The sequence below is a fragment of the Pseudophaeobacter arcticus DSM 23566 genome, assembly GCF_000473205.1.
In the GTDB taxonomy this organism is placed as follows: domain Bacteria; phylum Pseudomonadota; class Alphaproteobacteria; order Rhodobacterales; family Rhodobacteraceae; genus Pseudophaeobacter; species Pseudophaeobacter arcticus.
Genome location: NZ_KI421507.1, coordinates 1,725,939 through 1,745,291 on the forward strand (window position 1 = coordinate 1,725,939; position 19,353 = coordinate 1,745,291).

At 56.6% G+C, this 19,353-nt stretch carries 18 protein-coding genes and 1 tRNA gene; 6 read left to right on the forward strand and 13 right to left on the reverse strand.

What is annotated here, in order from left to right; translation table 11 throughout:
- Nucleotides 1–104: 104 nt before the first annotated feature.
- The 4 genes from ARCT_RS0112320 to ARCT_RS0112335 all read right to left on the reverse strand — a co-directional run bounded on the left by ARCT_RS0112320 (nt 105) and on the right by ARCT_RS0112335 (nt 4,592).
- Nucleotides 105–1,544, reverse strand: coding sequence for a Hint domain-containing protein (locus tag ARCT_RS0112320; RefSeq protein ID WP_027240361.1), 1,440 nt, complete (start codon nt 1,542–1,544; stop codon nt 105–107).
- A 370-nt stretch (nt 1,545–1,914) separates the two neighbouring features.
- Entirely contained in the window at nt 1,915–3,354 is a 1,440-nt protein-coding gene (locus ARCT_RS0112325) for a hypothetical protein (protein ID WP_027240362.1), read from the reverse strand.
- Nucleotides 3,354–3,617: a spike base protein, RCAP_Rcc01079 family gene (locus tag ARCT_RS0112330; RefSeq protein WP_027240363.1), complete on the reverse strand. Its 264-nt coding sequence runs from the start codon at nt 3,615–3,617 to the stop codon at nt 3,354–3,356. The genes ARCT_RS0112325 and ARCT_RS0112330 overlap by 1 nt, the downstream gene beginning before the upstream one ends.
- Nucleotides 3,618–3,911: 294 nt before the next feature.
- Complete coding sequence (locus ARCT_RS0112335; protein WP_027240364.1) at nt 3,912–4,592, reverse strand: DUF1295 domain-containing protein; 681 nt, start codon at nt 4,590–4,592, stop codon at nt 3,912–3,914.
- Between the two features lie 203 nt (nt 4,593–4,795).
- Between ARCT_RS0112335 and ARCT_RS0112340 the strand changes: the two genes are divergently transcribed.
- A complete protein-coding gene (locus ARCT_RS0112340) occupies nt 4,796–5,272 on the forward strand; it encodes a TetR/AcrR family transcriptional regulator (protein WP_027240365.1) in 477 nt (158 codons plus the stop codon).
- Nucleotides 5,273–5,451: 179 nt separating this feature from the next.
- Here the strand turns inward: ARCT_RS0112340 and ARCT_RS0112345 are convergent, their stop codons facing one another.
- The 3 genes from ARCT_RS0112345 to ARCT_RS25965 are packed head-to-tail and all read right to left on the reverse strand — an operon-like array spanning nt 5,452 to nt 7,840.
- Nucleotides 5,452–6,210: an enoyl-CoA hydratase-related protein gene (locus tag ARCT_RS0112345; RefSeq protein WP_027240366.1), complete on the reverse strand. Its 759-nt coding sequence runs from the start codon at nt 6,208–6,210 to the stop codon at nt 5,452–5,454.
- Between the two features lie 45 nt (nt 6,211–6,255).
- Nucleotides 6,256–7,131 (reverse strand): alpha/beta hydrolase family protein, encoded by an 876-nt coding sequence (locus ARCT_RS0112350; RefSeq protein ID WP_027240367.1) that lies wholly within the window; start codon nt 7,129–7,131, stop codon nt 6,256–6,258.
- Nucleotides 7,109–7,840: a MarR family winged helix-turn-helix transcriptional regulator gene (locus ARCT_RS25965; protein WP_240476311.1), complete on the reverse strand. Its 732-nt coding sequence runs from the start codon at nt 7,838–7,840 to the stop codon at nt 7,109–7,111. Before ARCT_RS25965 ends, ARCT_RS0112350 begins: the two co-directional genes overlap by 23 nt.
- Nucleotides 7,841–8,091: 251 nt before the next feature.
- Here ARCT_RS25965 and ARCT_RS0112360 point away from each other — a divergent pair, with 251 nt between their 5' ends.
- Genes ARCT_RS0112360 through ARCT_RS0112370 form a run of 3 tightly spaced genes read left to right on the forward strand, consistent with a single transcriptional unit; the run spans nt 8,092 to nt 10,975 of the window.
- A complete protein-coding gene (locus ARCT_RS0112360) occupies nt 8,092–9,069 on the forward strand; it encodes an ABC transporter substrate-binding protein (RefSeq protein WP_240476312.1) in 978 nt (325 codons plus the stop codon).
- 59 nt (nt 9,070–9,128) lie between these two features.
- Entirely contained in the window at nt 9,129–10,205 is a 1,077-nt protein-coding gene (locus ARCT_RS0112365) for a FecCD family ABC transporter permease (protein WP_036784830.1), read from the forward strand.
- Nucleotides 10,202–10,975 (forward strand): ABC transporter ATP-binding protein, encoded by a 774-nt coding sequence (locus ARCT_RS0112370; RefSeq protein ID WP_027240370.1) that lies wholly within the window; start codon nt 10,202–10,204, stop codon nt 10,973–10,975. Before ARCT_RS0112365 ends, ARCT_RS0112370 begins: the two co-directional genes overlap by 4 nt.
- Before the next feature lie 144 nt (nt 10,976–11,119).
- Here the strand turns inward: ARCT_RS0112370 and ARCT_RS0112375 are convergent, their stop codons facing one another.
- The 6 genes from ARCT_RS0112375 to pdxH form a co-directional block, all read right to left on the reverse strand.
- On the reverse strand, nt 11,120–14,773 hold the full coding sequence (locus ARCT_RS0112375) for a vitamin B12-dependent ribonucleotide reductase (RefSeq protein WP_027240371.1): 3,654 nt from the start codon (nt 14,771–14,773) through the stop codon (nt 11,120–11,122).
- Between the two features lie 371 nt (nt 14,774–15,144).
- Nucleotides 15,145–15,330: a hypothetical protein gene (locus ARCT_RS0112380; RefSeq protein WP_027240372.1), complete on the reverse strand. Its 186-nt coding sequence runs from the start codon at nt 15,328–15,330 to the stop codon at nt 15,145–15,147.
- Between the two features lie 349 nt (nt 15,331–15,679).
- Nucleotides 15,680–15,756 (reverse strand) — tRNA-Pro (locus ARCT_RS0112385).
- 44 nt (nt 15,757–15,800) lie between these two features.
- A complete protein-coding gene (locus ARCT_RS0112390) occupies nt 15,801–16,301 on the reverse strand; it encodes a DUF192 domain-containing protein (RefSeq protein ID WP_027240373.1) in 501 nt (166 codons plus the stop codon).
- A 4-nt stretch (nt 16,302–16,305) separates the two neighbouring features.
- Nucleotides 16,306–16,848 carry a cold-shock protein gene (locus ARCT_RS0112395; protein ID WP_027240374.1) on the reverse strand — a complete coding sequence of 181 codons (543 nt, stop codon included), beginning with the start codon at nt 16,846–16,848 and terminating at the stop codon, nt 16,306–16,308.
- Nucleotides 16,849–16,968: 120 nt separating this feature from the next.
- Entirely contained in the window at nt 16,969–17,574 is a 606-nt protein-coding gene (gene pdxH, locus ARCT_RS0112400) for a pyridoxamine 5'-phosphate oxidase (RefSeq protein WP_027240375.1), read from the reverse strand.
- A 187-nt stretch (nt 17,575–17,761) separates the two neighbouring features.
- Between pdxH and fabI the strand changes: the two genes are divergently transcribed.
- The gene (gene fabI / locus ARCT_RS0112405; RefSeq protein WP_027240376.1) at nt 17,762–18,565 is read left to right on the forward strand and encodes an enoyl-ACP reductase FabI; all 804 of its coding nucleotides are present in this window, start codon (nt 17,762–17,764) and stop codon (nt 18,563–18,565) included.
- Nucleotides 18,566–18,751: 186 nt separating this feature from the next.
- Nucleotides 18,752–19,270, forward strand: a complete 519-nt coding sequence (gene gpt / locus ARCT_RS0112410; RefSeq protein ID WP_027240377.1) for a xanthine phosphoribosyltransferase — start codon at nt 18,752–18,754, stop codon at nt 19,268–19,270.
- Nucleotides 19,271–19,353 lie beyond the last annotated feature (83 nt).

A 19,353-nucleotide genomic window follows, 5' to 3' on the forward strand; every position in this document is an offset into this window, starting at 1 on the left:
GCGACGATTCAGTTTCAGAATGCGGCAACCTTCGGTCGGATTCAGGCCAACAGGTTTTAACCAGCCCAAGTTGCAGCCAGGCAATGCAATCGCGCAAACCGCCGCTAATTGGGCCGCGAATTGGGGAGTATCAGACGGCTTTCATGTGATTTCAGCGTAGTGCGCGCTGTTGGGCCGTAGTCGTCACAATCCGACATAAACTCCAGTACTTCAGCCTGCGTTTCCGCATCAAAGGACCCCAGGGTTTCAGCTCCCGGATGATAGCTTTCACTTTGCAGGCCGTTGCCGCACAGAATTTCATGCTGATCAAACAACAGATGTACATAAGTGACCTGCTGGCCATCAGCCAACACGCGAATCGTTGTGTCGTTTATCAGGTGCTTGGCCTTGACCAGGACTTCGAACTGTCCAAAAAACAGCTCAGCCAGATCTGAAGAAATCAACACACGGTGATTTGGCGATACCGCGATGCGACCGTGACAGCCAAGCGCATTTTCAGCAAAAACCACTGGAGCATTTCGCCCGGTAGCACAGCGGGTGCTGCGCCCGATCCAGCGCAGGGGCTGCAGGCCGTGATCGCGGGTCACAACCCGGATGCCGACCTCAAGATCCTCGACCGAGACCAAGCCAAATTCGGTATCAATCTGCGTCCCCGCCACAAAACAAGGCGGGGTGCTCACGACGGTTTTGACCTGCACAGATCCGACGTCGCTATTCCCCTGATCATCCACCACCTTATACGAGAAGGTGCTTGTCTCATCCACGGTGCTGTCATTGCTGATCGAGAGCGTGCCGTCCGCGTTCAGGGTCACCACCTCTCCGCTGCTCAGCGTAACGGAGTCCCCTGGCGAAACCGCCTGCCCGTCAATATGGGTAATCGTCAGACTGCTGCCGTCGCTGTGAAGGTCATTGTCCAGAACGTTTAAGGTCTCGGACCCGTCGCCGGAAATTTCAAAGACGTCGCTGGTTGCGGCCAGATCCGGCTCAAATGGCCCGGTCAATGTGTCGATGTCGGAATTCCACACCAGATCACCGTTCAGGCCGCCCTCGGGGAGGCCTGAGAAATCAATGATCATGGTGGTATAGAGATCTCCGACGGCCTCGCTTCCGGTGAGGTTCACAATGCCCGTATAGGTCGCGGTAATGTTGCCGGACAGGTCTTGGTATTCAGGCGAAAGCTTGAAAGGGTAGCCATTTTTGGAGCTAGGCGTAGACCCTCCGAGAGGATCATCATCCATGGCAAAGGTGGTATCAAACACCGAGTTGGCCGGAGCCAGGTCAATCTGCAGCGAGGTCAACAGTTTGGTGGTCGTCAGTTGATGCCAGTCATAGCCAAAGTACATCTCGATATCGGCACCTGACGCCCCGCCAGCGGTATAGGGATCCAAGGCCTCCCAGGTCAGGACTTCGGTTGTGCCGTCGGCATAGGTCGCGGTGATTGTGGCGCCATCCAGATCAACACCACGAGAGGATGTGTCGGCGCGCACACCATAGGCGCTTTCATGCGGATCTTCATCAAGCCGGATAATGTCGATTGTGGGCATGACTTTTGACTGCTTTCGAATGGACACCGTTGGCGCCAGCGCGAGTGCTGTGCCGTTAGCATTTGGCTGGTTTAAATACCTGTTAGAGTTCTATGAAAGTAAACTGAGCGGTTACAGTGGCAAAAACGCAGCCGAAGTTGGGCATTCTTTTGGGCTTTCCGGATTGAGAGCCGCACATTCATCAGCCCCATCCGGAGGGACGAACAGGTGAGCGCATAGCGGCCTCACCCCGCTTGCCGTCGAACTGGGGTCCTCGGTGTGGCTCATATCCGTCCTCATTCAGCACTTCCGCTTGCACGACCGGATATCCGATCCAGTTGCTGACACAGTTTGGCGCATCCCGCACCCCCCCCGTCTTCGTCCAGAAGGATCATGATGTTGCCCCGACCATTGCCGCACTCGGCAGGGCGTTGGGCCATAGCCGGAGGTCTTTGATTATGGCGCTGCCCACCGGGAGGAGCTGCATTGGCGCCGCCAAAAGGGCAGCCATGCCGCCGTGGGCAGTCTGCCCGGTGGACACCCCGTTGTAAAAGCCTTCGATGTGGGTGGCGTCCAGGACAAAAGCCAGCGCAAAGGCTTCCTCAGAGCCAAGGGCCAGGGCGTCGTCTGCCCCCAGTACCTCGGTCAAAACGCCCCCGACCTTGCTGCGGAAACTTGGTTTGCCCGTATGCGCCCCGGCTGTTGAGACGCGAAGGTCAATAAAATTGTCAGCGTCACTCTCCCACTGCAAGGGGATAGCGTTGCTGGAGCTCTCAGGTTCCTTCGCCCGCGTCATTGTCCCCGTCATCAGAAAGGTCAGCGCCACGGGCATGGTGACTTTGCGGGCAGAAAACCGGCTTACAACTGCATTTGTCGGGGCAGTATCTGCATATACACCGATTGTGGAGGCGGCAGTGGTTGCCGGGATCAAGAACGAATATTTTCCCGCCGCCAAAGCGTAATTGTTTGCACCACCTATGGCGAACCTCAAAGCCCCGGAGGTCAAATCATCAACGTCAACTTCAAGAAGAATGGTATCCCCAGCCGTTGCCGGTGACCGGACGACAAACGAACGGTCATTCACCGCCACATCCTCAAAGATCAGTTTGCCATCGGCAGCAGAAATACCACCGTCGGCAGTATTCCACACAGTCGCAAAAGACGGATCAGGGTTCAACTCGGAACCAAACACGCCAACAGCCCTGGCCAGTTCCACAGGGGCAATCTGCAGGCTCTCAGCGGCGGTAGAGACCTGCGCCGCTTCGGTGCTGATGTAGTCTGTGGCAAAGGGCCCGGCCTCAAGCTGGGCGGTTTGAACATCGCCCGAGACCGTCAGGGTCAGCGGTCCTGCGCTGGGGGTGAAGGCCAGGCGAACGCTGTTCACCTCGCCAGTTCCCGCCCCGATCAGCGGCCCATCTGTTGCCGCACCAGAGAGGGTAACTGTTCCGGTCCCGGTGAAGCTCAGAACATGTTCCACCGCCGCCACCGTTACCACCTGCGTCGACAGGGCGTCACTGTTCAGCAGCAGGTTTGTCCGCACCTCAGAACAGACAGCCAGCCCGGCAGGCACCAGCTTGCCGCCCTGCCAGATGTGGTGCCCCCTGCGCGGCTCTCCCGCCAGCGCCTTGACCCAATGCCCCAGGGCGTTCAGCTTCCAGGCCGCTGACTGCCGCGCAAAGTCGAACAGCCCGTCAAAGGTGACAGCGCGGCCATCAAGCCCATAGACCCCGGCAGAATAATCCGCGACCACGGCGGGAGCCTTGCCGCCGATATTATAGCGCGCCAGCGGTAGTGCCTGCCCCGCGCCGATGCCCAAACCGAGCCCCAGCATCAGAGCCAGCCTGCAACTGTCGCGGTGGTCCCGGTGGCCTCGATGCCGACAGCCGAAATCTGCAGTGTTTCGCCTGCTGAAACCGCATAGGTGATCACCACGCCATTTACGTCCCGAATGGCGACATCGCCCGAGGTAAGAACCCGCAAGACGCGGGGCCGCAGCGGCAGGTCGACACCATCGGCCGGCACAATGGCAAAATGCTCTGTGGCGGGGCTGGTCAAGCTGCGGCTCAGCGCGGCAAAAGGATCGGTCTGGGGCATGGTTTGGCCTCATGTTTTTGGTTGAAATACGCGCCCCTGTTTGGGGCCGGCTGCAGGTCAGGATCTCGGCCAGGGCGGCTAGGCGCCCATTTGTACCAGGGCCATCCCCGCGCTTGGGACACCAATGCCTCCAAGATCCGCCCCTCAGTCAGTGTTGGCAGGTCAAGATAGCCCTGGCAGGGTTGCAAAAGATCTGCAGAGGCGTGCGACGCCCAGGCAACAGGATCAGCGTCACTGCGACCGGCAGCCAACCGCGCTACTCAGCACAGCAGGCAATCGTGGGGCAGATTGGCGTCAATACAGGAATGGCACGAACTTGGCGGTTTTGCCGGCATAGGCACGGAATTCCGCGCCATATCGGTCGGCCAGATAGCGATCCAGCGGTGGAATATGATAAAAGACAAACAGTGCAACCATCAGCATGGGGATGGAAAACGCCCAAACCGAAGCCGCCAGAATGGCCCATCCCGTGAACAGCAGGCTGTCGCCAAAATAGTTGATATGCACGGAATAAGAGAACAGCCCACCCGTATAGCAGTGCCCCTTTGAACCGGGCAGCCTCTTCCAGGCGCGACGTTGCAGTTCGGACCCGGTGTTCAGGCAGGACCCAGTGGCCAGCAATGTGCCCCCCAGCCAATCCCAGAGACCAAAGGGGGTGGAAACCCCGGACAAGGCCCCTGCCCCGAGTACCAAAAATCCAATTTCGACGATGCCAATAAAAAGGGTCAGCCCCAGCCCTTCGGACATCTCAACCCGGCGCTGCAGGATAACAAACAGGGTCACCGCGTGCCGCGCCCAGTACAGAACAGCACATAGCGCCAAAACCTTGGCCCGGGTTGGATCTGCCCACTCAAAGCCGCCAAAGGCCAGCCACAGGCACATCACAACCAGGGCACCGTGCAAGACAGCAAAGGTCAGTTTTGGGCCATAAGAGCGGGCATGGGCGCGATCAACACCACCGTATCTGGTTGTCATTGTCGTCTCCTGTGGTGTGCGACTGCCAAGGGGATTGCTGTTAAACTGTTATGCTGGGGCTGCCCCACCTGAACACATACACCCCGAATTTGCGGTCGCCTCAGGGAAACCCCCGCCTTTTTAGTCCAATCGGACGATAAAACTGCTCTAGACCTCTGCTTTGGTTCATGTCAACTGTATTTAGACCAAATGGACGAAAACAAATGCCAAAAATTGTCGATCACCAGGCCTATAGTCAGCAGCTCGCACAAGGCGCTGCCGGGTATTTTTCGGACCATGGTTATGCCGGGACCAGCATGCGCAAAGTTGCGCAGCATCTGGGCCTGTCAAAAAGCGCGCTGTATCACTACTTTGCAACCAAGGAGGATCTGTTTTTGACCTGTACCAAACAGGTCATGGGCGCATTTGACGCTGATTTTACCGACCCTCAGGCGACAGAACAGGAAAACCTGCAACGCCTGACAGATGCCTTGCGCCAGGATTTTGCCCGTGAAATGGCGCTGATTTTTGACTACCTGCGTGGCAAAACCCGGCCCCAAATAGCAGAGGACGAGGCCATGCAGGTGGCAATGAGCACCTATCGCAGGGTTGTCACTACCATTGTCGGGGACCAGCGGGCCGAGGAGGTCCTGGCCGGTTTGCTAGGTACGCTAATGTTGGATTATTTGACTGGCAAATGACCACGCGGGACGCCGCCTGGGAATCCAACCTGTGCATCCAAACTGGGCATCCAAACTGGCGATCCAACAACCTGGGAATCCACCTTCGGGGCGCGATCCGCGCCGTTCCAGACTGAATGTCCCGCTCTGCCACAATCGGGCTGACCCGAGTGTGGCAGAGGGGTCATCACAGGAGGGGGTCAGGAAAAGGTCGGCGCCCGTTTTTGCATCATGGCTGTGACAACTTCGGAAAACTCCGGGGATTTCAACTGGGCGACAAACAGGTCGGACTCGCGATCCATATGCGCCGCAACCAGATCGCGCTGATGACGGATCAGGGATTTTGACAGCTTCATGGCCTCAGGCGCCGATGCGGCGACGTGATTGGCAATCTCTGCCACCTGTTGCAGCAGCTCTGCATCGGAAAAGACCCGTGAAACCAGACCGTAGCTATGCGCCTCTTCTGCGGTGAGACTGCGCCCGGCCAGCAGAATATCATTGGCAACAGCCATCCCAACTGAGGCCGACAACAGCATTGACGAGGCGGCCTCTGGCACCAGGCCCAATTTGACAAAGGGCGCCGTGAAGGTGGCGCTGGCAGCGGCATAGACCAGATCACAATGCAGCAACATGGTCAGGCCAATGCCAATTGCGGGGCCATTCACGGCGGCAATCACCGGTTTTTTGCAGGTGGAAATCGCCTCGAGAAACCGGGCGACAGGGGGCAAATCACCGCTGTGGTCCGCCATCGAGAAATCCTGCAGGTCATTGCCGGCGGTGAAATAATCCTCAGCGCCCGTAATGACAAAGGCGCGCTGGGTGTCTGAGGCCTCATAGGCCTTGAGCGCATCCGCCATGACGCCATACATCTGTTGTGTGATTGCATTGCGCTTTTGCGGCCGGTTGATGGTCAGAAGGGTAACCCGATCATCGGTCTGAAGAGTAATTGTGTCGGTCATAACAGCAGTCCTAACATGTGAAATCTCAAAGGCATTCCTGCCAATTCAAGCGGTTACCTGGTCTTGTGAAAGCCAATCCCAGCATTCTGCCCAAAGCGCTTCGCGGCCTGGTCGAAAGGCGCCTTCGTGACCAATACGCGTCACACCAATGTCAGCGGGTGTTCTGATTTGCAACGATTTCGCTGCGTTGGGATAGCACTCCAGCAGATCACGCGCCGCCTGCGGGGTTGCAATCGGATCATCGGTAAAGACCCAGGATCGGATCGACGCCGTCACATCGCTGTAGTGCTGTGGCTTTAGCAGCCCCTCATAATCGGCGCGAAAGTAGCTGCGACGTTGGCTCCATTTGCGCCAGGTCTTGAACACGCGGGGCGGCAAGGGCTCGCCCTGCCAGCCGCCCACCGGTTTGATATAGCCCCAGCGCAGCAGGGAATAGGATCCCAAGAGCCACCAGAAGTAAAACTCAAGCGGCCAGTTCTTTACCTGGTGGCCACCAAAATACCCGGTCCCAACTGAAACAAGTGCATGGCGATCAATGGCTTGGTGGTTGGACATCACACCGATAAAATGGCCACCAACGCTATGGGCCAAATGGGTAATGCGCACCCCCGGTGCCGCCTGGGACAGCTGCTCCACGGCGGCAACCATATCGTATCGACCCCAATCCGGATATTCGATCTCGGACTGGGCCAGATCGCCCTGGCGCGACCCCGCAATACCGCGGTAGTCATAGGTCAGCACAATGGCCCCACGTTCGGCCATGAACTGCGCAATCCCGTGGTAAAACTGGCGCGGAAATCCGGTTCCTGCAGAGATCAGCACCGCCAGTTCAGGGGTCTCGCAGGTGGTCAAGTCGCCTTGCAGCGTAACCCCGTCACTGGTGGTAAAGCTGAGTGGTTCACGCTTTGTCAGTTGCATCATCGTCATCTCCGACAGGGGGTGAGACTGGGGCTGAGACTGGGGCTGAGACTGGGTTGATAATCTCATCGGCATGGTCCACCAGATGGGTGAGGAACCTCTGGATAACCAGCTGTTCTTTATCACTAAAAGGCGCAAGCAAAGCCCTGTTGAAATGCTTGGTTTCCTCTTTCACACGGGCCAGGATTTTGGCGCCACTGTCTTCAAGGTGGATATTGGTAATCCGGCCATCACTGGCCGAGGCAATACGGGCAACAAGGCCACGTTCAACCATGCGATCCACCAGACCGGTCAGGCTGGATTTCCCCATAGAGAGCCGTTTGGCGATTTCGGAAATGGGCTGTGCATCTGATTGTGACAAGACAAAGAGCACCGCAAACTGGCGTGTGGTCAGCCCCACCGCCTGGCGCGTGCGCCGGTCGGCTGCGCGAAACAGCGCACTATGGGCCACCTGCAATTGATGAAAGACGCGCAGTTTTACCGACAAAACAGGACTCCAAAACAGATCTTTATTTGGTTCGTATATGAACCAATTCCACCGGGCAATGATGACCAAACGGCAAGATGCCGCGTCATCGGCAGCCAAATGTAGCGAGTTCCGGTGCCAAAAATTCAGGTCCGCAGCCAACTCCGGATGAACCCGGCAGAGGCAATTACGTTTAAAATCAATGAACTGAAATACGTACTTTAGGTGGTTAAATCTGAAATTCAATTTTCTGATAAAAACACTTGGGTATCTGCTGGAAATTCTCTAAAAGGCCGAGTCACACGACCAACACACTGGAGACGCTTATGTCCTATGCGACATTTTTTGGCGGTTTCCTTGGTGCTGTTACAGCCAGTGCACTCGTGATTGCACAAGCCAGTGAAGCTCAAGCGGACGCCCTCACTGTAACAGATATTGCCGGCCGGCAAATTACCTTCACAGAACGCCCTGACAAGATCGTTCTTGGCGAAGGGCGCATGATATATTCAATCGCGCCGCTGACGACGGGCAATCCGTTTGAAAAAATTGTGGGCTGGAAAGACGATCTGATCACGTATGATCCCGATGCCTTTCGCCAGTATGAAAAAGCCTTTCCCGAAGACACCGCCCGGTTGATCAACTTTGGCAACCCCTACGCTGGTGATTTCAGTATTGAATCCGTACTGGAGGCGGGAACGGATCTTTTGTTGCTCGATGTGGGCAACCTGTTCAAAGCCGAAGAGACCGGCCTGATCGAAAAGATGGAAAGCGCAGGCGTCAACGTCGCCTTTGTTGATTTCCGCCGAAACGCTACTGAAAATACCGTGCCATCGCTGTTGATGATGGGCCGCATCCTGGGCGAAGAAAAACGTGCAGCGGAACTTATCGATTTCTATATCGGCCAAATGCGCAAGGTCACCAATATTGTCGACCAGATCCCGGCTGACGAACGCCCCCTGGTGGCGATTGAAAACGCAGCCGGATGGCAAGCTGATTTTTGCTGTTGGTCCTTTGGCCCTTACAACTTTGGCCGTTTTGTCGAATTGGCAGGCGGGGTGAACTACGCCTCGACCCTGGCCAATGCCTATTCTGTCGACATCAGTCTGGAAGGGCTGATTGAGGCAGATCCTGACCATATCATCGCCACCGGCGCCAACTGGATCGAATCGCGCCCAGAGGTCGCCTCGATCCTGTTGGGCTATGAAGGCGACCCTGCAGTGAATCACGCAAAGCTGCAGGCGCTGGCGGATCGCACCGGGTTTGCCCAGATGCGGGCGGTGAAAGAGGGCAATATGCACGCGATCTACCACCAGTTCTACAACTCGCCCTACCACTTTGTTGCGGTGCAACAGATTGCCAAATGGCTCCACCCGGACGAATTTGCAGATCTGGACCCCCAGGCCTCCCTTGAGGAACTGCACGACAAGTTCCTGCCGTTTGAGGCTTCCGGCCAGTTCTGGACCTCGCTCAAATAATTTCAACGGGTTCGCACCGCTGCTTTTGATGTGCGAACCTGACACTTGGAAATCCTATAATGACAGATCAAACGACCTCAGCCGGATTCGATGCGGCGGCTCTTGTGATGGCCTACAAACGGCGCAACCTGCGCCGTGTAGGGCTGGTTGCCGGAGCCGTGACAATAATGATGTGCCTTGTTGTTCTGGACATCATCACCGGGCCTGCAGACCTGAGTTTTGGCCGCACGCTTGCCGTGATCCTGGATCCATCACTTGCATCGCCAAAAGAACAGGTGATCATCTGGCAGCTGCGTTTGCCCGTTGCTTTGATGGCTGTGACGGTTGGCGCCATGCTGGGCGTTGCCGGTGCGGAAATGCAAACCATTTTGAACAACCCGCTTGCCGATCCCTTTACCCTGGGCCTGTCCTCGGCTGCCAGTTTTGGCGCGGCGCTGGCCATCGTGCTTGGCTGGTCGGTTGTGCCGGGTGTTGGCGGGTTGTTTGTCACCGCCAATGCCTTTGTGCTGGCGATGATCACCTCTGGGTGTTTGTTTCTTTTTACCCGTCTTCGCGGCGTCACACCTGAGGCGATGATCCTTGTCGGGATTGCGATGCTGTTTACTTTCAATGCCTTACTGGCATTTCTTCAATATGGAGCATCCGAGCTGCAATTGGCTCAGCTTATTTTCTGGCAACTTGGCTCGCTCGCCCGTGCCTCCTGGACCAAAGTTGGCGTCTGCATCGCCGTTCTGCTGATTGTCCTGCCCTATTTCATGTCACGTTCCTGGGCCTTGACCGCTTTGCGCATGGGCGAAGAAAAAGCCGCAGCGCTTGGGGTCAACGTGTCGCTGTTGCGCATGTCGGTCCTGGCCGGGGTCTCCCTGTTGTCTGCTGTCGCGGTGTCCTTTGTCGGGGCTGTGGCCTTTGTCGGACTTGTCGGCCCCCATATCGCCCGAATGATTGTCGGCGAAGATCAACGGGGCTTTCTGCCACTTTCGGCGCTCTGCGGTGCGCTGATCATGTCCGGCACATCCATCGCCTCCAAGGCCATCACACCGGGCATTGTCTACCCAATTGGCATGATCACATCGCTGATCGGCATCCCGTTTTTCATCCTGTTGATCCTTGGGCAACGTAAAAGGCATTGGCAATGACCAGACTAAGCGCGCAAAACCTGTCTTATTCCTATGGGGCACGGCCCGTCCTGAAGGAGCTGGATTTTGATGCCCTGCCGTCAGGCAAGCTAACCGCTTTGATCGGGCCCAATGCGGCGGGGAAATCCACCTTGTTTCGCCTGATCTCAGGGCTCGCAAAGCCGGCGACCGGGCAGATCACCCTGAATGACACCGATCTTGCCTCTCTGGGGTCTCGTGAACGGCTCAAACGCATCTGCTTCATGCCGCAATACTTTGCCGCAAACGCAGCCCTCACCGTTTTTGATGTGGTCATGATGGCGCATAAGCAATTGCGCGGATGGCGGGTAACTGCGGCAGATATGGCGGCAGTTGCCCAGGCTCTGGCAGAGGCCGGGATCGGCCATCTGTCAGAAGCCTATGTAAGCGAGCTGTCCGGCGGGCAATCCCAGATGGTTTCTGTGGCCCAGGCGCTCATCCGGCATTCTGACGTCTACCTGTTTGATGAGCCCACCTCGGCGCTGGATTTGCGTCACCAACTGGAGGTGCTGACCCGCATTCGCGCAACCGTTCAGGCACGTGACAGTATCGGCGTTGTCGCATTGCATGATTTGAACCTCGCAGCACGCTTTGCCGACCACCTTATTTTGCTGGGTCAGGGACGTATTCTTGCCCAGGGCTGCGCAAAAACCGTGCTGTGCTCACCGGCGATATCTGAAACCTACAAAGTGGATGTTGAAATCAGCACTGGCCCCAGAGAGGATCTGACCGTCCATGCCTACGCGTCGTGAATTTATCCTCTCTCGCAAGGGCGCTTTAACCTGGTAAACTCCAAATCAAAGAAAACCCGCGCCAAATCTGGCGCGGGTTTTTTAGGATGTTAGGGCGGGCATAGGCCGCACAAAGTCACATCTGACCTGTCTTGCCGCCGAAGCTTAGGAACAGCCGGAGGTGGAACCGCAGGTGTTGCATTTCATGCAGGTGCCGTTGCGCACCAAGGTGTAGTTGCCGCATTCGCCGCAGGCTTCGCCCTCATAGCCCTGCATCTTTGCCTTGGTCCGTGCATCCATGCCAGTAACGGGGCCAGATAGCGGAGCTGCTGTGACCTCTGGCACCAGAGAATGCAGGTCCGAAACAGGATCCGCTGCCGAAATCCCTGCATTCATCAGACCACTTGCCCCGCCCTGGAGCACCACCAGATCCTGTGGCAGGCGCTTGCGCAGATAGCCGGTAGAGGAAATCTGCTTCAGCACCTCCAACGACCGGCTTGCCGCGCTTTCGCTGAGTTCCGAAAGATTGGACACGCCTTCTTCTTCGCCGCGCCCGATATCGTCAAAGGCCGGGCCTTGGGGTTTTACATGCGCCAGATCCGTGCGATCCAGATAGCTGACCGCCAGTTCACGGAACACATAGTCGAGGATCGAGGTGGCATTCTTGATCGAGTCATTGCCCTGGACCATGCCTGCGGGTTCGAATTTGGTAAAGGTGAAGGCATCGACAAACTCTTCCAGTGGCACGCCGTATTGCAGACCGACTGAAACCGCGATGGCAAAGTTGTTCATCATCGCCCGGAATCCTGCACCCTCTTTGTGCATGTCGATAAAGATCTCACCCAGGGTGCCGCTCTCATATTCGCCGGTTCGCAGGTAGACCTTGTGACCGCCAACAACTGCCTTTTGAGTATAGCCTTTGCGCCGTTGCGGCATCTTGGTGCGGTGGGATTTGATCACCTCCTTGATGACGATCTTTTCGATAATTTTCTCTGCCAGAACAACGGCTTTTTCCTGATTGTTACCGGTTTCCAGCAGCTCTGCCGCCTCATCGTCATCCTCAACCAGCGCCGCCGCCAGTGGCTGGCTCAGCTTGGAGCCATCGCGGTACAGCGCATTGGCCTTGACGCCCAGGGACCAGCTCAGCTCATAGGCCTTTTGGCACTCTTCAATCTCGGCATCATTGGGCATGTTGATGGTTTTAGAAATCGCACCGGAAATAAAGCTCTGGGCAGCAGCCATCATGCGGATATGGCTTTCGACCCCAAGAAAGCGCTTGCCCTTTTTGCCGCAGGGGTTGGCGCAGTCAAAGATCTGATAATGCTCTTCTTTCAGATGTGGCGCGCCTTCCAGCGTCATGGTGCCACAGACATGATCATTGGCCGCGTCGATATCGGCTTTGGTAAAGCCAAGGTGGCGCAGCAGATCAAAGGTGGGATCATTCAGCTTTTTCGCCGGAATGCCCAACACTCCGGTGCAGAAATCCTCGCCCAATGTCCACTGGTTGAACACAAAGCGGATGTCAAAAGCGGATTCCAAGGCACTGTCGATCTTGGACAATTCATTGGGACCAAAGCCGTGACCGGTCAGCGAGGTGTGGTTGATCCCCGGCGCATTGCCAAGCGAAGCATGCCCCACCGCATAAGAGACGATCTCTTCGATCTGCGAGGAGCTATACCCCAGCCCTTCGAGAGCGGCCGGGACCGAACGGTTGATGATCTTGAAATAGCCGCCACCGGCCAGTTTTTTGAACTTCACCAGGGCAAAATCCGGCTCAATCCCGGTGGTGTCACAGTCCATCACCAGACCAATGGTGCCGGTGGGCGCAATGACAGTGGTTTGGGCATTGCGGTAGCCGTGCTTTTCGCCCAGCTCCAACGCCTCGTCCCAGGCCCCCATGGCAAGATCCGCAAGCCGCGCATCAGGGCAGCCGGAAATGTCCAGCGGCACCGGCGGAACCGAAAGACCTTCATACCCGGTGACCCGCCCCATGGCAGCAGTGCGGTGGTTGCGAATGACCCTGAGCATCGCATCGGCATTGCGCGCGTAGCCAGAGAAGGCGCCAAGTTCACCAGCCATCTCGGCCGAGGTGGCATAGGCAACACCGGTCATCAGCGCGGTCAGCGAGCCGCAAAGCGCCCGGCCCTCCTCGCTGTCATAGCCATAGCCCATGTTCATCAGCAAACCGCCGATATTGGCATAGCCCAGACCCAGGGTTCTAAAGTCATAAGACCGCTGCGCGATCTCCTTGGACGGGAACTGCGCCATGGTGACCGAAATCTCCAGGGTCACGGTCCACAGACGACAGGCATGCATGTAGTCTTCTGCCTGGAACTTGCCATCCTTGTAGAAGGTCAGCAGGTTCAGAGAGGCGAGGTTGCAGGCGGTATCGTCCAGGAACATATATTCGGAACAAGGGTTTGAACCACGAATCTCACCGTCTTGCGGGCAGGTGTGCCATTCGTTCACGGTGTCGTGGAACTGGATACCCGGATCGGCGCAGGCCCAGGCCGCATGGCCGACCTTTTCCCACAGATCCCGTGCTTTGACGGTTTTGGCCACCTTTCCGTCAGTCCGGTTGATCAGCTGCCAATCGGCATCCTTTTTAACCGCATGCAAAAACGCATTGGTAACCCGGATCGAGTTGTTGGAGTTCTGACCGGAGACAGAACTATAGGCCTCGGAATCCCAGTCGGTATCATAGATCGGGAACTCGATGCTGTCATAGCCCTGCTTTGCGTAGTCCAGCACGCGCTTGATATAGGTCTCGGGGATCGCAACCTTCTTGGCCTCGCGGACCGCCTTTTTCAGCGCCGGGTTGGCCGAGGGCTCATAGGCATCCTCAGAGGCGCCATCCCAGGACCGGATTGCCGCAAAGATGCTGTTCAGCATCTTTTCATGCATCTTGGAGCCCGCCACGATGGAGGCCACTTTCTGCTCTTCGATAACCTTCCACTGGATGAAATCTTCGATATCCGGATGGTCCGCGTCGACGATCACCATCTTGGCCGCGCGCCGGGTGGTGCCACCGGATTTGATCGCCCCTGCGGCGCGGTCGCCAATACGCAGAAAACCCATCAGACCAGAGGATTTACCGCCCCCCGACAGGGCCTCCCCTTCGCCGCGCAGATGGCTGAAATTGGTGCCGGTGCCAGACCCATATTTGAACAGGCGGGCCTCGCGCACCCAAAGGTCCATAATGCCGCCCTCGTTGACCAGATCATCGGCCACCGACTGGATAAAGCAGGCATGGGGCTGTGGGTGCTCATAGGAGCTGGTGGATTTGGTGAGCTTACCAGTTTTGTAATCGACATAATGGTGGCCCTGGGCCGGACCATCAATCCCATAGGCCCAGTGCAGACCGGTGTTGAACCACTGTGGGCTGTTGGGCGCCGCGCGCTGGGTCGCCAGCATGTGGCGCATCTCGTCAAAGTAAGAGCGCGCATCACCTTCGCTGGTGAAATAGCCGCCTTTCCAGCCCCAATAGGTCCAGGCCCCGGCCAGACGATCAAACACCTGCTTGGAGGAGGTTTCGCCCCCTGTAGGTACATCTTTGCCAGCAGGAACGGACCGCCAAAGGAATTCAGGAACGCCCTCTTCTTTGACCTTTTTCAGGCGCTCGGGCACGCCGGCCTTGCGAAAATACTTCTGCGCAATGACATCGCTGGCAACCTGGCTCCAGCTGGAAGGAACCTCAATATTCTCCTGACGGAACACAATGGTGCCATCCGGGTTTCGAATTTCGGAGGTGGCAGAAATGAAATCCAGAGATTTATAGGCGTCCTGCCCTGCCTTGGTGAATTTGCGCTCGATCTTCATGCTCTGCCCCTTGAGATGCTCTTGGTCTCATAACTTCATTGCCGCCACAGCAGCTGTGGCCCGTCCATCAGGAAAGCACATCATAGCCGACAGGCCTGTTTTATGGGCCAGCTACTTAAGGCCTTCGCCGGCCATTTTTGCGGATATGTCTAGTGTTTTTCCCATCGTCATGGCGCCGCCGATCTAACTAGATCTAGTAGTGCCGATCCGAGTTCCCACAATTTGGCGTATTGTACCCAAGGGGGTCAACGGAAATTTTACCAATTTTAAACCATCTTTTCTGTTGACGAAATTCCTCAGGACGCGGGGCTCGCGGGTCCGAGTGATTCACCCACAGGCGACGGCACCGCAAGTGACATATGTTACCAAACTCACGGCTGCGAAAACGCGGGTAACAGCAACAACTTGCCCCTCAAAGTTAAAACCTGCCCAGAGCAGGCCACCAAGATCGCCGCAAAAACTGGCACGCCCCCCGGCTTCAAATGCTTGGTTTTGCAGTTCAGGCCGCTTGTGGCTTGCTTGCACAGATTTTCAGCGAACCGGTCAGGATCGAACATTCGCCTTCTTAATACTCTGGCAACCAATTGCCACGCTTCGGCGTCACTTTCTTAAAGAAGTGTTAAAATCTGCACTTTTGTCGATCTGCACAAATTGTCCCTGAATCTGTGATTCTTCGACAGCATCATCAGGCTGGTGACTGGGACAGGCCTTTGGGAACCAAAACTGATGAGCTGGTATCAGATGGCTCAAAGCCGCCGCGCCTTGTGGCTGAACACTGGGAGAAAATTTCTATCGGGAAAAGAAAACGGGCAGTCGCATCTGAATGCGAACTGCCCGGTTTATGTCCAACCCTATGGGTTGTGCCTTCTATCCACCACCCAAAAGCTCAATGCTTTTAAGTGATTATGGTCGGGGCGGCGAGATTCGAACTCACGACCCCCTGTACCCAAAACAGGTGCGCTACCAGACTGCGCCACGCCCCGGACCGTGCGCTGTTCCTAACGCCAGTGAATTGATTTGAAAACCCCTAACATGGCCAAATTGGTGTAGTTTTTGAAAAAACTTTGTGACGCATCTCAGTACCGATCGAAATCCCATAGCGCGCGGCCAAACCGCCGTTAATTTCGAGCACCGCAAAGACGTTGTCGCCACCCGGCAGAGGTGTGAGATCACCCGGAATCGCATTGGCCTGCACGTGAATGACCCGGCCCGTCTGATCCAGAAAAATGATATCCAGTGGAATGAGGGTGTTTTTCATCCAAAAGGCCGCGCGCTGCGGCTTTGGATAGACAAAGAGCATCCCTGCTCCGCGCGCCAGGCTTTCGCGGAACATCAGCCCCTGGGCGCGCTCGGCTTCGTCATCGGCGATTTCAACATTAAAGGAGGTCTGCCCCCAGCTGCCACGCAGCTCCACCCGATCGGGGCGACAGTCAGCTGCAGGAGCAGCGGTGGAAAGGCCCAGGCCAAAGACAATGCCAAAGACAAGGGCCAAGGCCGGTGCGGCGAGAGAGGCTCTCAACCGCGCCATGTGATCAGGTGTCCTGATCGCTATCAAGCAGGGCTGATTCCCAGGCTTGAACTTCGGCGGCCATCTGGCCGCGTTTGCCATCAATCACCCGCAAGGCCAGTGCTTCGCCGGGCTGTAGATCCGCCAGACCGGATTGGCGCAGGACCTCAACATGCAGGAAGACATCTTCGCTGCGGCCAAAGATATTGGCAAAGCCAAATCCCTTACCTTTGTTGAACCACTTCACCCGCGCCGGTACCAGCGGTCTGGATTGCATATCACTTAGGTCAAAGTCGGCAAAGTCGCTCAGAACCGGGTTTTCCTCCCGCTCTGGCGGATGGATCGCCAGGACCTCGACCGCCTGCACACCTCTGTCGGTGCGGTGAGTCACGATTTCGACACGGGTACCATCCGCGACCGAACTCTGTCCAAAATTACGAAGTACATTTACGTGCAACAAAATGTCAGGGCCGCCCAGATCGGACACAACAAAACCAAATCCCTTGGTGGGATCAAACCATTTAACAAGGCCTTGGATTTGCTGCAGGCTGCTCAGATCTTCTGCCACTTATCTCATCCACTGCGTCTTTTTCATTTTCGTAGTGATGTGATGCGCGATTTCACTGCCGGAATTCAAGCAAAAAACCCTCCCATTTGTTAGGAAAGTGCTATTTTCCGCCGTTAGTGCTTAAGGATTGAGACGAGAAACCGACCATTTGTCCTGTTCGGTGGGTCGTACCCAAGCAAAACGGTCATGTAAACGAAACGCGCCATCGGCCCAGAACTCAATCTCAACAGGCGTTATCCGATAGCCGCCCCAAAATGGCGGTCTTGGAGGATTCGGTCCCTTGGTTGCTGTCACCTTTGCCACCTCAGCCATCAGGCTGGCGCGGCTATCCAATGGGCGGGACTGCTTTGAGGCCCAGGCACCAAGACGGCTTTTGAGCGACCGCGAAGCATAGTATTCATCCGCCTTTGGTCCCTCCTCCCGGCTAATAGTACCCCGCACGCGGATTTGCCGCCGCAGGGATTTCCAATGCATGACAAAAGAGGCCTTGCCAGCCTGGTCCAGCTCCTGCCCCTTGGCGCTCTCGTAGTTTGTATAAAAAACAAAGGCGTCCGCCTCGATCTCTTTCAACAAGACCATACGCGCGTTGGGCAAGCCATTGGCATCAACTGTCGCCAGAGCAATAGCATTGGGATCGTTGATTTCTGTCTTTTCGGCCTCTGCCAGCCAGGCGCGGGCAATTTCAAAAGGGTCATCGCCGGCAAAGAGCCCTGAACGTTCACTCATAAGAGCCTCCTGTCTGTTTTGCCGGTACACTAGGCAGCCGCTTTCGGAACGGCAAGGGCCGCAGAGAACAGATGTAGGGGAGACATGTTGGCGGGCAGGTATCGGAACAATCAAGGTCGCCCCTTGAAGCAGGCGCGCCAACATATTAAACGTGTTTAACTTTACGGATCACAGGCGGAGAACCTGAATGTCTAATCAACTGCTGACCGGCAAGCGCGGTCTGATCATGGGCCTGGCCAATGACAAATCGATTGCCTGGGGAATTGCCAAGGCCTGTGCCGATGCTGGCGCCGAGCTGGCCTTTTCCTTTCAGGGCGACGCTCTGAAAAAGCGCGTCGTGCCACTGGCCGAACAGCTGGGAAGCAATATCGTCCTGCCCTGCGACGTCTCGGACGAGGCCTCGATGGATGCGCTGTTTGCTTCATTGGAAGAAAAATGGGGCAAGCTGGACTTTGTGGTTCATGCCATCGGTTTCTCGGACAAGAGCGAGCTGCGCGGTCGCTATGTCGACACCAGCCGCGACAATTTCCAGATGACCATGGATATTTCGGTCTATTCCTTTACCGCCATTGCCAAGCGCGCGGAAAAGATGATGGCCGAGGGCGGCTCGATGCTGACGCTCACCTATTATGGGGCCGAGCAGGTCATGCCACATTATAATGTCATGGGTGTTGCCAAGGCAGCACTTGAGGCTTCGGTGAAATATCTCGCCGAGGATCTGGGCAAGGACGGTATTCGCGTCAACGCGATCTCTGCCGGTCCGATCAAAACCCTGGCGGCTTCGGGCATTGGCGATTTCCGCTACATCATGAAGTGGAACGAATACAACTCGCCGCTGCGTCGCAATGTGACGACGGATGACGTGGGCAAATCGGCCCTTTACCTTTTGTCTGATCTCAGCTCCGGCGTAACCGGTGAGAACCTGCACGTGGATGCGGGCTATCACGTGGTTGGCATGAAAGCTGTCGACGCGCCTGACATTACCAAATAGCCTGTACGCCTCCCTGCACCTTGGTCATCGCGCCCGGATTTCCGCAGCGAATGATCAAGGTGCAGGGGCGCCAACCTCAAAAGAACTGCTTTTTTGATCACTGCCCGACAGGGCCTCATCACCGAGGCTGGGCCGAGATCCGACAAGCACCATCACGCAGCCACCACCACCGCCGGAGCCATAAAGATGACAGACCGCCTGCCGCATGAAAAAGGCTTTCATATCAGCTGGGACCAGATCCACCGAGACAGCCGGGCACTGGCCTGGCGGCTGGACGGACAGGGGCCTGAAAATGGCGCCTGGCGTGCCGTGGTGGCGATCACCCGCGGCGGCATGGCACCTGCAATGATCATCGCCCGCGAGCTGGACATCCGCACGGTCGATACCATCAGCGTGAAATCTTATCATTCCGGCGGCGGCAAGGCCGACCAGCGGCGCGAGGCCGAAGTGCTGAAAAGACCCGACCCCGCGCTGATGGGCGATGGCGATGGTATTTTGATCATCGACGATCTGGTGGACAGCGGCAAAACGCTGGAACTGGTGCGCGCGCTCTACCCCAAGGCGCATGTTGCAACCGTCTATGCCAAACCCAAGGGACGCCCAATGGTGGATACCTTTATCACCGAGGTCAGCCAGGACACCTGGATCTTTTTCCCCTGGGATATGGCGCTGCAATATGTCGAGCCCTATCGCGGCACCGATTAAACCGCGCTCCGCCCTTGAAATCAGCAAACCAGCGCGCCCCTTTGGGCGCGTTTTTCTTTGTCAAAACCCCAGGCTGCATCCCG